Annotated in this window: 15 protein-coding genes and 1 pseudogene; 5 read left to right on the top strand and 11 right to left on the bottom strand. The window is 48.1% G+C overall.

From position 1 onward, the window contains the following. The first annotated feature begins 17 nt into the window (after positions 1-17). On the top strand, positions 18-986 hold the full coding sequence (locus HP552_RS09405; RefSeq protein WP_175395368.1) for an ABC transporter ATP-binding protein: 969 nt from the start codon (positions 18-20) through the stop codon (positions 984-986). Between the two features lie 94 nt (positions 987-1080). Next, entirely contained in the window at positions 1081-1758 is a 678-nt protein-coding gene (locus tag HP552_RS09400) for a succinylglutamate desuccinylase/aspartoacylase family protein (protein WP_175395264.1), read from the top strand. Positions 1759-1925: 167 nt separating this feature from the next. On the opposite strand, the gene HP552_RS09395 is transcribed toward HP552_RS09400, so the two are convergent. The 3 genes and pseudogenes from HP552_RS09395 to HP552_RS35780 all read right to left on the bottom strand — a co-directional run. Then, positions 1926-2390 (bottom strand): FixH family protein, encoded by a 465-nt coding sequence (locus HP552_RS09395; RefSeq protein ID WP_175395263.1) that lies wholly within the window; start codon positions 2388-2390, stop codon positions 1926-1928. 17 nt (positions 2391-2407) lie between these two features. Next, positions 2408-2860 (bottom strand): disulfide oxidoreductase, encoded by a 453-nt coding sequence (locus tag HP552_RS09390; protein WP_175395262.1) that lies wholly within the window; start codon positions 2858-2860, stop codon positions 2408-2410. 129 nt (positions 2861-2989) lie between these two features. Next, positions 2990-3202: pseudogene (locus HP552_RS35780) on the bottom strand (winged helix-turn-helix transcriptional regulator); the annotation flags it as partial. A 455-nt stretch (positions 3203-3657) separates the two neighbouring features. Here HP552_RS35780 and HP552_RS09380 point away from each other — a divergent pair. After that, positions 3658-3864 carry a hypothetical protein gene (locus HP552_RS09380; RefSeq protein WP_175395260.1) on the top strand — a complete coding sequence of 69 codons (207 nt, stop codon included), beginning with the start codon at positions 3658-3660 and terminating at the stop codon, positions 3862-3864. Positions 3865-3876: 12 nt separating this feature from the next. Here HP552_RS09380 and HP552_RS09375 read toward each other — a convergent pair whose 3' ends face one another. Continuing rightward, entirely contained in the window at positions 3877-4752 is an 876-nt protein-coding gene (locus HP552_RS09375; protein ID WP_175395259.1) for a phosphotransferase, read from the bottom strand. Positions 4753-4971: 219 nt separating this feature from the next. Here HP552_RS09375 and HP552_RS09370 point away from each other — a divergent pair, with 219 nt between their 5' ends. Both HP552_RS09370 and HP552_RS09365 read left to right on the top strand, forming a co-directional pair. Next, positions 4972-5988, top strand: a complete 1017-nt coding sequence (locus HP552_RS09370) for a stalk domain-containing protein (protein ID WP_175395258.1) — start codon at positions 4972-4974, stop codon at positions 5986-5988. 196 nt (positions 5989-6184) lie between these two features. Further along, positions 6185-6460, top strand: coding sequence for a WXG100 family type VII secretion target (locus HP552_RS09365; RefSeq protein WP_175395257.1), 276 nt, complete (start codon positions 6185-6187; stop codon positions 6458-6460). Positions 6461-6539: 79 nt separating this feature from the next. Here the strand turns inward: HP552_RS09365 and HP552_RS09360 are convergent, their stop codons facing one another. The 7 genes from HP552_RS09360 to HP552_RS09330 form a co-directional block, all read right to left on the bottom strand. Beyond that, positions 6540-6806, bottom strand: coding sequence for a DUF4176 domain-containing protein (locus HP552_RS09360; protein WP_175395256.1), 267 nt, complete (start codon positions 6804-6806; stop codon positions 6540-6542). Between the two features lie 13 nt (positions 6807-6819). Beyond that, on the bottom strand, positions 6820-7557 hold the full coding sequence (locus HP552_RS09355) for a hypothetical protein (protein WP_175395255.1): 738 nt from the start codon (positions 7555-7557) through the stop codon (positions 6820-6822). Next, a complete protein-coding gene (locus HP552_RS34945) occupies positions 7558-8520 on the bottom strand; it encodes a hypothetical protein (protein WP_246310824.1) in 963 nt (320 codons plus the stop codon). A gap of 39 nt (positions 8521-8559) precedes the next feature. Further along, the gene (locus HP552_RS09345; RefSeq protein WP_175395254.1) at positions 8560-9384 is read right to left on the bottom strand and encodes a hypothetical protein; all 825 of its coding nucleotides are present in this window, start codon (positions 9382-9384) and stop codon (positions 8560-8562) included. A 187-nt stretch (positions 9385-9571) separates the two neighbouring features. After that, entirely contained in the window at positions 9572-10618 is a 1047-nt protein-coding gene (locus HP552_RS09340; RefSeq protein ID WP_175395253.1) for a hypothetical protein, read from the bottom strand. A 51-nt stretch (positions 10619-10669) separates the two neighbouring features. Beyond that, positions 10670-12364 carry a DUF6138 family protein gene (locus tag HP552_RS09335; protein WP_175395252.1) on the bottom strand — a complete coding sequence of 565 codons (1695 nt, stop codon included), beginning with the start codon at positions 12362-12364 and terminating at the stop codon, positions 10670-10672. Between the two features lie 530 nt (positions 12365-12894). Next, positions 12895-14547 (bottom strand): extracellular solute-binding protein, encoded by a 1653-nt coding sequence (locus tag HP552_RS09330; protein WP_175395251.1) that lies wholly within the window; start codon positions 14545-14547, stop codon positions 12895-12897. Positions 14548-14621: the final 74 nt, after the last annotated feature.

Below are 14621 nucleotides of genomic sequence, written 5' to 3'. Positions count from 1 at the left end.
AGAATATCGTCATGACTATGATTACAGCGCGGCATCTGCAAAAGGAATTCAAAACCCCTGTGGTACGTGAGGGCCGGTTCTCCGGGCTTCGCACCTTGTTTTCACGTGAGTATCTGTCCAAGGAAGCCGTTCGAGACATTAGCTTTGACATTGCCAAAGGGGAATTTGTTGGTTATATCGGGCCGAACGGGGCTGGCAAATCCACCACGATTAAAATGCTGACGGGTATCCTTCATCCGACCTCGGGTGAAGTCTTGCTCGCAGGGATGAATCCACATCAGGAAAGGCGCCGAACAGTCGGACGCCTGGGGGTGGTGTTCGGACAGCGCAGCCAGCTCTGGTGGGATCTGCCCGTGAAGGATTCGTATGATATTTTGGCCGAGATGTACGGAGTCCGTGCCGAGGACAAAACGAAACGACTGGCCCAGTTCGCGGAGCTGCTGGATCTGGAATCGTTCTGGGCTACGCCTGTCCGGAAGCTCTCGCTTGGACAGCGGATGCGTGCCGATCTGGCAGCTTCCATGCTGCATGACCCCGAACTGCTTTTTCTCGATGAACCAACGATTGGGCTGGATGTGAACGCCAAACGGAACATTCGGCAGTTTCTGCGCACCTTAAATGAGGACTTTGGCAAAACCATTTTGCTCACGACTCATGACATGGACGATATCGAGCAATTGTGCAGTCGCGTGATGGTGATTAATCACGGTCAGCTTACGTATGACGGAAGCATCGACTCTCTGCGGGATACGATTGGTCTCCCCACACGTATTCGGGTGACTTATCGAGGTTCGTTTCACATCCCGGACAACGTATCCCCTGTAATTCAGATGACGAGTGTGGAGGGCCAGATCGTTACCATTGAAGTGAACCGAAAAGAATGGAGCACCATGGACATTCTGAAACAGCTCGAACACTGGGGCGAAATTGAAGATGTGGAGATGAAAGAACCTGATTTTGAGGATATTATCCACCGGGTATATTGAATGGCCCATTTTGTCCGGATCTGTGCCAGAGCCTGTTCGGATGCCGTTACATGCCAGATGGACATGACGTACTGTAATAGCGGAGGTGATGTACATGCTTGTCACAAAACATGTACTTGCAGCGTCCAGCACGCACGCCACTCCCTATTATCTGATACGCGGAGCTCATCCTGGACCGGTGATGATCATTACATCCGGGGTACACGGCAACGAGACGGCGAGCATGGCTGCTGCGCAGAAACTTGCTGACGATTGCATGGCAGGACGCCAAACTATCCAGCGAGGGCTCCTGATTATCATTCCGCGCGTGAACCAGAAGGCTTATGAGAAGAGGATTAGAGGCAATCCTGATCTAAACAGAACATTTCCACGACGAGTATCTGGAAAGGGCAAGCACCCACTTGCTTCTGCTGTCTTTCGCATCGCTCGTGAATATGGACCGGACTGGTGGATTGACCTGCACGAAGCCAACGGATTGTCCCAGCTCAGTTCTCGTGTATTGGGGCAAACGTTGATCACCAATCCTGGAAGCCGCGCCGTTCCGGTATGCAAAAGAATTATTGGTCAAATGAATCGTTCAATCGCAAATCGCGATCGGCACTTCAATCTGAAGCAGCATGATCTACCGGGATCTGCCCGCACAGCTGCCGCCAGGTTGCTGCAGGCCCGTTCGGTTACCGTCGAGACCTGCTGGAGCCTGAAGCGCTCGGTACGGATCAAGTATCAGACGAGAATTGTACGTCACTTTTTGTGGGAAGCAGGCTTTGTATGAAATGAAATAACCTCCCAAATTCCATCACCTGTGTGCGTGGAAGGGAGGTTATTCGTTTATCCTTATCCTCGATTAGTGCCTGCTCCTGGTAAACGACGCCATACAGCCAGAAGGCTGATGCTCATCATTTATCGGGTTGGAAGCTTACGCATATACGGATAAGGATCTTATTGAGCAGCTGCTTCGCCTGAGACAACCGTTACCTTGGTTCTCGGCATCGCATGCATTGACCCTGCGGTAACATGGACCTGAACGACATACACGCCCGCTTCTTCAAACGTATAGTTGGCTTCGTATATCCCATCTCCTGCTGATGCAGCAGTAATTGCTCCCTGAGCTTCCAGATCTTCAGGACTCATCATGCCCTTATCTGCAGCAGGGGCAGCTGGTTCATTCTCTTCATTCCACACCTGAAATTGCACATGATCCGCATCATCCACAGGTCGATCTCCCTGTGTCAGTTTCATTTGCAACGCGACATCTTCCTTGATTGACACCTCGTCCGGCACCATGAGCTGCACCTTAATCATCTCCAGCGGTTCCGTCCCCTGGGATTGCTCTTCGTTGGAGCAGCCCACCATCGTGAGGAGCAGGATGATTACGGGCATGAACCAACGGACTTGTCCACTCATCTATCATCTGTCCTTTCTTATGAAGAAGATTTTGGTGTTTTGCCAATCCCCCACAACATCACAATAATGATGATAAAAGCAATCAGTGCAAGTAGTGGAATCGTGATGAAACCAAACCAGTTCAGATAGTCGGTGTAACAAGGAATCTGTCCACAAGCCACGGAATTTCCTGTGGCCGAATAGATGCGCTGAATCGTAACATGATATAACGAGATCCCGCCTCCAATGAAACTTAGTGGCAGCACATATTTGGTAATGCCCACGTCATCCTTAAAGTAGGCGATACCGAGCACCACAGTCAGTGGATACATGAAAATCCGCTGGAACCAACATAGATCACATGGGATATACCCCTTGATCTCGCTGAAATACAAGCTTCCTCCCGTCGCGATGACGGATACGGCCCAAGCGATAAACAGCCGGGTATCCACATTTCTTGCCGGACGCTCGGGTTTTGATGATGCACTCATTCATCTGGCCTCCTTTGCATTTTGCTCATACCGAAATATCATACCTCATTCGTGACTCGAAGGGCTAACCAAACCATTATGTAGGGTGTTACATGATGATCATTATACCAAATATTTGATATTTTGAGTTCATTTAGGATCACATTGAATGTGTTCATCCTGCTCCATTCCTTTGGTTCTTGCGTACGTATTTCCCCATTCACACATCGTGTTTAATACCGGAATAAATGATTATCCAAGTTCAGTCAAACTATATTCCACTTTGGGCGGCACCTCTTTAAATATTTCCCTACGGACAAGTCCCTCGCCTTCCAATTGTTTCAATTGATCGGTTAGGAGCCGTCACTCCCCAATAGATACTTTAATGTGCCTATACCACCTTTTTGTGCGTTATTTTCTCATTTGTTATTGCCTACTATAATTCAAAAGAGTCTTAAATAACAACGATGGAGATGGTCTGAAGCGCTCAGAGATTATCTCGCAAATGCTGCAATACAGTATTATGCAAATAAATCGAATGAAGAGCTGAAGCTCGAGTTAGGCCGGGATGTAAGCCTGGCATCGATGTCATTTATTCTGTTGGCAAACGAATCCGGTTTTGAAACCATTACCATGTCAGGTTATGATTCCGCCCAATTAAAAAACAGCTACAGCTGTACGGGCTGCCGAATCGTTGTTTTTAATGGCTAAGACAGGCACTTTATTTTCCTTTATCTCACAATCACACCTTACATCACAGGTCATCCTGGGGTACAATAAAAACATAAAGATCAACCCTTTTTGAAGGAGGTCTACTCATGTCATGGCTGCCTTATATTTTAATTATTGGTATTGCGCTGGTCGGTGGAATTGCTACAGTAATCATCGGAAATTCCAAAGCCAATCAGACCAGCAACCCTGAATATGACCGCCGGACCAAGCAAAACTTAAGTCGATTAACCTATGTATACGTTGGTGCAATCGTGCTTGGCATGGGCGGACTGATCCTGTACCTAGTGAACTAAACCAGCAAGGGTTCAGTTAAGTATGGCGTTAAACGTTTGTAATACTTCCAAATTCCGTCGTACATATGGGATGGTTTGGGGAACAATTCCCCTCTCCCTGATTACCGCCAGCAAGCCCCGCAGCATCCATACATGGATTTGTTGAAATAATTCTCCCCTGTTAAACACAACATCACCCTGCACATATCCGCGTTCAAAGTCTGCCACGATGGTTTCCAATTCTCTTACAGTTACGGACGGACGTATTGTGGAAGTCAGCACAGCAGCCAGATCAAAATGATGATTGCCCCTTCTTACTTCGCCCATATCAATAATCTGAACAGCCTCCTCTGTAAACAGAAGATTCCAAATCCCCAGATCTCCATGAATGACCGCACTGTACTCCATGTTGTACTCCATACATTGCTCGGTATGCCCCGCTAGTGCTCGTATTTCTTCGGATAATGAATTGTTCACTTTAGCGGATACTTCGCTCCATAATTGGGGTAATGCAAAACGATCTTCCTGTTGAGGGACATCCAGATGTTCCGTGAATTGATGAAAGTTGGAGATCACCTTTCCTAACCGGGCAAAATCAACGCGAACCTGATCATGCGGAATCGTATGGTCTATGTAGGTTTGCAAATTATAAATCTTGTGGTTGTAGAGAATATAGGGCAGACCTCCTCTAGCTTGGAGCATGTTTGGAGAAATACGAACGGATGCTAGTACCTTATAAAGTTCATGTTCAGACAGGGCCTGCTGTTCATTCCTGAGCTCACGCAGCACATATTTGCCCGTGGTGGCATGGATCAGCATTGCGTTCGAACTGCTGCCTTTCTGTAAGGCCTTTCTGCTTAAAATTTTGCCAATATCATAATGATCCGCCACAAAATCAAGGTCAGTCATGACTCCTCCCTCCTTTGCTTTTCTTTGGAGTCTTGTCCGGATGATAAATGGTCGATGTTTACAAGTTGGAGATAATTCAGAATTATTATGGATACCTTCCAGGTTTAATATAAAGCCATAAGGGACAGCGAGCCCATTCAAATTACAACCATAGAAGTTGATCCTGACATTTTACACTAAAACGTAGAGTGCAGAACCAATCTGAAGGAGAGATATAATATGAAAAAAAACCTGAAGAAATCCGCAGCAACGATGATGGTACTCGGCATGACACTAACAGGAGCTGCTGGTGTATTTGCCGGTACTCAACTGGAAAAAATCTCGGCTTATCTTAACCACGGCATCAGCTTCAATGTAGACGGTGCAGCTTATACACCAACCGATGGCAACGGCAACAAACTGGCTCCGATCACCTACAACAATTCAACTTATCTGCCTGTACGTGCCATTGCGGATGCGCTGCACGTACCTGTATCGTATGACGGCAAAAAAGGCCAAGTCACCATCGGCGAAGCGACAAGCAATCCCTCGACGCTAACCAATGTATCCTATAGCGCTGCACAAAAGGAAGCCATCCAAAAAGCGTTTGCACAGTTTGATGGTTTTGAGACAGCTTACGCACCTCAGCAAAGCGTCTCGGGTGATACTTTTAAAAGTGTAGGTGCTGGTGGCGATGGTGTAAGCTTTATCTTCAGCCATATGAAAGTAAGTGTATCTCCGAGAGATTATTCGGATGGTTACAGCAGCAAGGATGTAAAATTGACTAACGGCGTTACCGCCAAATGGTACACACCGGATCAAACGGGCATGCTCACGTTCCAGTTGGATGACCGTTATGTAACGCTCAGCTCCCCTGATCATAAGCTGACTCAGGCACAGCTTGAGCAAGTAGCTGTATCTGTACAGAAAGTAAACAGCAATATTGAGACAGCTTACGCACCTCAGCATATGATTGCCGGTGATGCATTCAAAAGTGTGGGTGCTGGTGGTGACGGCGTGAACTTCGTCTTTAACCAAATGAATGTTACGGTATCGCCGAAAGACTACTCCTTCAGCTATGATGGAAAAGAAGTAAAACTGTCCAATGGCGTAACTGCGAAATGGTATACACCGGACAAAACAGATATGCTCACGTTCAAACTCGATGATCGCTATGTTACGCTCAGCTCACCAAATAACACACTGACCCACACACAACTGGAGCAAATGGCTGTATCCGTGCAAAAGTTGAAATAAAATAAACACATCAAGCACACATCATTTTGCTTCCCCATATGCTTGGGGCTCATTTGATGTGTGTTTTGTCCTATTCAAGACGTAGCAACTACTGAGAAAACAAGGCTTTCGTCCAGCTTCATTTCGTAAAAAAAGGGGTTATAATGAATGGTATATGTACGATTGGCAGACGTATAACAGATAAGGAGTGAACCCGATGAACCAGCGAATCGATCTATCGCCTGAGGAGCTGCAGCAGCTAGCAGGTGAATTCAGCAAGGCATCCCAGAACGGTAATGATATTCTCGCTCAGCTCAAAACGATGGTCGAGCAGGCCGAAGGCCAGTGGGAAGGTGAACGGCAGCGTGAATTCATGCAGCGCATCAATGATAGCATGACATCGATAAGTAATTACCTGCTCGGTTTGCAGGAAACCAGCACCAGCCTGCAGCAGACCGCGACCCGTTTCCGTGAAACGGATCAGTCACGATAGTGCTGATCCGTTAGGTTGTATTCAAAAGAATTTGCAGCCGTTAGCCTTTGCAAAGATAGCATTCTTTTCTCCAAGTAAATCACTCACTCAAGCTAGCAGCAAACACTTCTTCTTCCTCATCCACATATCCTCTAAAAATAATCTCCTCAATATCTTCATGATTGAACACATACGTATAATCCGGATTAATGTATCCTTCCGGATACAAACAACCAATATAGTCGAACTGCCGAGGCGGTTCGGTCATTAACATTTGCTTGCGTCCATAGATGACAAGCTTTTTGGTGCCTTCCTTCAGCCGGATCACGGAGCCGTTGGGCAATAAGGTCGGTGTTTCTTTTTCCATGTTTTAACCTCCATTAACTATTCTGTGTCTTGTGGACAGAAGTTCCTTGGGCGATGCTCATTACCCGGCGAAGCCAGTAATAACGATGCACATCCATGATAAAGTGAAATACAACAAAAGCCAGCATAATATATACGCACATGAGGACAACCGCAACCGTTTGCTGCGTTACAAAGGCCAGTGATAGGTTGGCCAGCAGATACCCGGCTCCGGTTAACATGGTCAGCGTGGCCACAGGCATGCGTGAACCTGCACCCGCTTTTGGGCGATGCGGGGACTGCTGCAGTTTACGCAGGTGAAACTTGGCATATTGATACAAGGCGAAACCGTACACGGCAAACGACCCAATCGCATACCACGGAGTTGTCAGTCCGAGCATGCCATAGGCAAACTTTTGCACGATAATCATGAATCCCAAGGAACAGACAATCCCGAATACTCCCCGGAACAGAACATAATTCAACTGCAGCCTGCGCGGGGCCACAATCAGGGCTACAGCCCACACATTCATTACCGCCAGAGGAGGCAGCAAAATATAGACGTATAAGGACTGGAACGGAACACTGAACACAGGGATCAAAAGGAATACGTTAAGAAAGAACAGCACAAGCGTACCTGCACTGAAACGTATTCCATCCACTGCATATACAGCAAGATAATTCTCAAACGCATCCTGATGGAAGGAGGTTCCTTCAGCCCTTTTTGTAACTGAAGTGGTCGTCGATGACGTGGAACGTTTCTGGCGCGCCATCTATTTGAACCATCCTGAGACGGTAGACCAGGCCTTCTTCGCTCCGTGTTTCACCACATCTTTCACGGAATCATCCTGTCCATCGCCATCAAGGTCCATGTTCATGGTTACCCCTTCCGCGAGATAAGTCAGACCTACGGATACGCCCAAACCAACTGCACCTACAGCCAGCACGGGTGCTGCTGCAGGCAGAATGGCAGCTGTCAGGAGCGTTGCCCCTACCGTCGTCGCCCCACCGACAACAACGTTTCCGATGATATCCCCGGCGATCTTGTCACTGGATGCATTCTGGCTGATGTTCTCCTGGGTATCCGTAAAAACATCAATCCCTACGCTGGCCCAGCCCAGTTTGTCCGTTAATGCTGACCTGACCGCATAACCTGGTTTGATCATCGAGGCAATTTCCTTAATCTGTGGCGTAGCTGTTCCGTTTGCTATTTTGGCTTCAATGTCACGGACATAATGGATTTTGTAATCCCTTGGTCTGCCGTTGACTACCGTGTTGCCCTTGACGGAATCATAACTTTCACGAACCAAAATACGAGGTGTATTCCGATCGAGCTGCTGCTTCACCATATAACCATTCCTGACCCGATATCCCAGCTTGGCAACGGCCGCAGCAGCGGTCACTGTCCCTACCGTGCTCCCCGGCCCATCAAATGGAGCAAGTGGATTAAAGCCGGTAAGCCCGAATGTGCCCCCGGATTGGTCCTCCTGCTCCATTCGCTCACGTGTCGTTTTCACATATGCAGCCAGCTGCTGCATGCTCTGTCCAGCGGTCTGAAACCGCTGCTGGTGGGACTGGTACAGACCGATAATGGTCTGCCGATTCCCCGACTGCCAGGCTGCTCCCTGGATGGAGCGCTGAAGAACACCATCTACCTGCTGCAGCTGTGCAGTAACCTGTTCAATCTGCTGTGCGAGCGAATTCAAGTACTCTGCCTTCATGACAATTTTGGTCAACTGGATTTCCCCCTTTTAGCTTACCTACGTTCTATGGGATTAAACTACAGGCAAGATGGATAACGTACGAGTCGTCAGCAGAAAAAGGCTTTGAATCAGTTCTTCTTCCGTTATCTTGAACGCTGTAAACGTCTCTCTTTGTTTGTTTTCCTTGTTTTCAATGAATAACCAGTTACCTGTACTGCTGCCGATAAAACAAATCATTTGTGGACTGTCCTGCATCCCCCGTGTGGATACCTCAAACTGCCCGTGTTTTTGGATGTTTGCAAATGCCTGGGCCAGTTCCTGGATTGCATTTGAATGCACATGCTGATCCTGGCGCAGCGCGAATGTTATCCTTTCCATCCCTAGTTGTTTCAGTGTCAGCAGCTTCTGTAATGTGTCCTTCTGAATGGAGGTATCCAGTGATTCCTCGGCAGAGTCAGGCAATTCAATTCGATTTCCCATGATGTGGTACAAATCCTGCAGGCTCTCAAACGTAGTCAGAGTTACCTGGTCCCGTGCAGGGCGCCAAACCCATTCAACAATGTTTGTACCGGATATGAATCCATATGTCATCGATGGATCACTCTGCTCAGCGTTTGTTGTATGCAGGTGGAGCTTGATCACTGCACTACTGAGCTTGCAGCTCTGAAGCAGCTGATTCACCTGTGGATGTATGATAATCTCGTTATTCTCGGATTCAATAACTCCATCCTTGATCAGATCGTTTTTAATTTTTTCATAAGTGCGCTCGGCCTGCTCACCCTGTAATGCCGTATCATTCAGATGTGCCAAGAGTACCTCAGCTTCCGGAATATTCATTAACTGAAACAGAAACAGGGCCTCCCGGCCAGAGCAGGTAAACGATGTATATGTAGGCACAGTCATTCCTCTTTTCCATGAAATGTACAGCCAACTCCAAGGGAAGAGCCTATCTTTTTATTGTAAAAGGATAGACAATCAGGCTCAATGCGCCCCCACTCCTGTTATTGGGACGTTAAACCTGATTATATTTACCCACTAAGCCGGGGAACGGCACAGGGTTGAACCATGAATACGTTCAGGGCGACTACACGGTCAAATCTGCTAAACGAATGACTCGTCTATAGTACATGGAATCCATCAGATCCTCCCAATCCAGTTCACCGGCATTGCTGTCACGATAATAAACGGCTGCAGCTGGCAGAAAACCGACCAATGGCCCCATGCCGCCACAGATCATTCCACCACCATCTCCGCCTTTAGGGAACATCTCTCCAGCATGGCCAATCGTCAATTCATACTTATAGGGATCCCCGGCAAACCGGACGCCAAAAAAGTTAGGCAGCTCCAGATCATACGGGCGGTCATCTTCTTCAAATAACATGGGGGGCAGCTCTGCGGATTCATCCACCATCTCATTCAGCCCTTCCATACTTCCAAAATGCCTCAACTTCATCGTGTAATCAAAACTGTCCCCCCAGGGGAACAACGTACGACAGCCGCCCCCATACAGGTACTCCCATTCATCTTCGGTAAGCAAATCAAAACCCGCTTCAGTATTTTCTTCAAGCAAGTCCTCGAACGTGAGCCCTTCATTGTATAATAGAATCCGCACATCCTCACCTAGACGAACCAGGCGGAACGCCTGAGACCGTTCGAATCCACCCAGTCCAGAATGCTTGAATTTCTCCAACTCTGCTGCAAAATCAGGTTCATTTTGTGCCAGAGCTTCTTCTTCCGTAACTTCAATCCACCCAAGTGATTGTGTACCACATTCCACCAGCATGGGGGCGATATCTACTTCTCTCATAGGAGACATTTGGCTTGCCAGAAAAGAATCCACGTCCTCAACGCCATACTCGCTTACCGTCTCATGCAGATCTGCTGAGGTTTCTTGATTCATGCCATCCTGCCACCGATTCCACCCTAAGATAACACGATCTCCCGGTACAAAGACAAAGCTTCGCCCTGCGTGCGAAAACATCCCCGTCTCGATTCGCTGGCCGTATCGTTCGAACGCTCGTACACCTGCATATTCCATACCTGCTGGACCCCGGTCGACCATTCTGCGCAGCAGTTCTTCTTTTGCCAGAACAGATAACCCCGCCCATATGCCACGAGTCAATAAAGCCATTGCTCTCCCCTCTCCCTGTGCAAGTTACCCAGTATCCAATGTTGGAAAAGTCTACTTTCCTGCGGCCTGCAGCAGCTCCAGCAGCAGCTCTTTCCGTTTCCCTTCAGCCTTGCGGGCCAGAGCTGCAAGCTTCTCCACCTTGCCCCAGATTGGATATAACACACGCTCTACTTCATATTTTTCCAATCCACTTATTTGCTGCACATAAAGCGCCAGCTTCTCTTCGTTTTCCAGTTCCGGCTGAATTTTCAGCTTCAAGTCATCCGTTGAACGCCGTAAACAGGCAACCAATGCAGGTACAGAGCTGGCAGTTATGCCGTGTTTTTCAGCAAAGGCAACGGTGAATTTGTCCTGCACCAACTGGTGCTCATCGTCCACTTTTCCCATATAAAATTCAACCAACGGGAAATACCGCTCATCTGCGAGTCCAAGACCAAATGCGGCATAGGTGCCCGGCATGCAGCTCTTTTCGCCTTCCGTATCTGCGTACCATTCAAATTCCTCGATGGCTTCACGAGCGTACTCTTCGAGAAGAGGATGCAGGTCCGGGTACGCCAGTGCATTTGCGAAAAATCGGTGAGTGTCCGACTTCGCGAGTCCCTTAACCGGCAAATACTGCTTCACGCTGGATTTGAGCTTGATCTTGTAATTTTTCGGAAAGCCTTGCTTCAGCAAACCAATCATAAAAGCAAGAGCCTGTTCATAGGCAGATGCTTCCTCCTTGCGAATCATGATGGTCATGATGGATAACACATCGTTGGCAGTGCATTCCACCTGTTCATTTTTCACATGAATATCTTCCTCCGCATAGGTGCCGCTGCCTTCCGTCATCATCCGGGCTGCACGGCTGCTGCCCAGCTGTTTCGCCAGTTCCAAAAATGTAAGCCCTCTCGGTTTGCTGTAGCTGGGTTCATAACGGAGAATCATGACAGCTGCGTACAGCAGCAGATCAATTGGCTGTGCTGCCTGCTGTTGACTCTCACCTCCAGCCTGAGACTCGTTCTGTTCCAGTACTGCGCCTGGCTTAAGTGTATATTCATTGGACCTGTACGCCGATGACTGGACATCATAATACTGAGGCAAAAACCGATTCTCCGCCCAATCCGTCAACGCACGGATAATGTTACCGCGATGCTCTGCCAAGGCATCCTGACGCCCTTTATTTAATTCCTGGATGCGCTCATATTGAGCGATGACCCAAGCAATATCCAGTTCTGGAAAGAGTTCCGGATCAACCAGATGACGCGTCAGAAAAAAGGATTCCAGCGGCTTCGTTGGATATGTACCGTGTTCCAGCTTTGTATCTACGTACGTATGAATGCGTTCAAGCAACTGCTCTTTCTTCTCTTCATTGATATATTCAAGCAGCGTCAATTGCAGCTTTCCTTCCGTTGTCGGGAATTTTCCGCGAAAGGTGAAGCGGTAGTCGATCAACGGTGAGTCCGTCAGCTCGTCCAACCTTTCCTGAACCACTTTTACAAGCCGAGGCTGGAATTCATTGCGCACCTGCTCTGCGGTAAAGGGGCCCGTGTTCTTTGATTTCAAGCCGTCATCCAAACCAAGATCCACACTGTCAACAATGGTACGCCCCGGCTTGTATTCCAGTAGAATATCATCGAAGATACCCATCTGCAGCGTGGTTCGCTTCACGGTCTTCTCTAGGTCGTTCCGCTTCGCCTGTTCGTCAAACCATTCATGAATGGCCTCAATCATCTCTTCCATCGCCTGATCATAAAGTGTGCTCATCTACTCTCCCTGCCTTTCAACATCTAAATTCCCTGAGTAATATTCATTGTTATATTCATCCAGGATCGCTCCATAGCCATGCATGTTCAAAATGCGTATTGATGTTCGCATAACACCTATTATTTTACTCTCTCATACACGGCCGGAACAATAAGACCTAGGCACGGTTGTTAAACCTATTGAGATACAACAGAACTCTCTATCTCGTCTTCTCCATTCTTCCCGTATAAGAAAATACACCGGAATTAGGCGATTTCCCACCCAAATCCGGTGTATTCACGAAACGTTCTTCCCTCTTTTAATACTTTAGTATGATTCCATCTGCATAAATAGAAACAGATTGTACATATAGCCACTGCGAGTACAGAAAACCTTCCGATTGCTGTTATCCCCAGATTTCTTTGATTCGATTACCAGAGGAAGAAATCCGGTGATAAAGGCAAACGCTTCGCTTCTCCAGGTCTTTTCTGTCCTCTCCGTTCTCATGTCAATTTCAACATTTCAATTCATACCATGAACTATTCACCGTATTAATTCACGGTTTTATACCATTCGTTCACTTCCGCGGTAATATCATCGCCGCCCATGGACTTCCACTTCGTTACAAAGGCATCGAATTCCTCAATGCCGACTTGGCCGTAGATAATTTTGCTGAACGTATCCTTTTCCAGCTTGTCGAGTGCATCCTTCTTCATCTTCATCGTCTCGGTCGGTGCACCCGTGAACTTGTTCTTGATGGCATCGTCCTTATGAGCTACCACGACTTGAGCCGCTGCGAACACTTCCGGTTTGTTGGCAATGCTCGTATTTTTCTCAAAAGGTGTCTCAGGCTCCTTACCTGTCGCCAGTTCTGCCAGCGTATCCATCATCAGGTCGGGAATCCGTGCACCATCATAGGTAATCGTGTATTTCAGCGGCGATACGCCATCTTTTACTTCAGCTTCGCCAACGACTTTCCCGTCCACAATGTCAAAATCATACCCTTGGGCAAAACCATGCTCAAATTCGCTGCCGACTTCCGGGTTGGCAAAGTTGTCGAACAGATAATTCTGATATGTGAAGAACACTTCCGGGTTAGCCATATCCTTGTTGATCAATACAACCCCGTTGCTTGCGCCGGAACCATGGTGATGGCTCTCGCCCGTTGGCCCGGTTGGCAGGGCAATGGCTTTGTATGTGGCACCGTCCACATTTTTCTTCACATCATCAATCGGCCAGTTCGGCATCCAGTGCGGACCCACAATGATTCCGGCTTTGCCTGCTGTAAACAGCTCTGCCGCCTTGATCTCATCATATACGCCAGCTTCCTTAGGCAGATAGCCTTTGGACAGCCAATCCTTCATCGTGGCAAGGCCTTCCTTCACTCCCGGTTGTACCGAGCCGTATTGCAGTGTTCCGTCCTCTGCCTCATTCCATTGCCCAGGCATCGTGTTATACATGCCGAAGATCCAGCCGGACTCGGTCATCCACGTATTAAGGGCATTTTTCATGCCAACAGTCAGACCATACGTATCCTTCTTCCCATTACCGTCCGGATCCTGATTCGTAAATGCATCCATGACCGCAACAAGCTCATCGATCGTTTTTGGTTCTTCCAGTCCCAGCTTCTTCAACCAATCTTCCCGGATAAACATCACCGGATCGCCGTTATAGGCATAATCGAAAATCGGAATGCCGTAACGCTTACCCTCATACATGTAGGGGTACCATTCTTCGGGTGCCGATTCGGACGCCTGTTTCCACGTGTCCGAAGCGTATTGATCAAACAGTTCACCTGCATCGGCAAATTTGCCGGATTCGATCAACTCACGCACCAGATTGTAGTCCCCACGGATGGAGACAATATCCGGCAGCTCTTCGTTGGCCGACAGGGACAGGCGCAGCTTCGTATAAAATGCATCATTGGTCACCGATACAGCCCACGGTGTGGTCAGGTCGATGCCAAGCCGTTCCTTGGCCCATTTGGTATGCACATTGCTCTGTGCTGTTTCGCCGTTTTTGAACTTTGTATCATCGTTCCAGGCCCGCAAATAGCTCATCTGCACGGCTGGTTCGTACTTCCCGTCCTGCATCGCAAGTGGCGCAGCCGCTTCCTTGGCCGGCTCCTCCTTGGCCCCCGAACTGCATGCCGTTACAGCAACCATCGTCAATGCAAGCAACGCCGTCATCATCTTTCTATACATGAACAAACCCCTCCTCAGGTAACTTTGAATACCCTTCTGCATTTTGCATCATTCAATGCTTAATGCACCTTACA

The organism is Paenibacillus xylanilyticus (assembly GCF_013359935.1).
Taxonomy (GTDB): domain Bacteria; phylum Bacillota; class Bacilli; order Paenibacillales; family Paenibacillaceae; genus Paenibacillus; species Paenibacillus xylanilyticus.
Note: the sequence above shows the minus strand (reverse complement) of the source record. Positions and strands in the feature narration are given on the sequence as shown.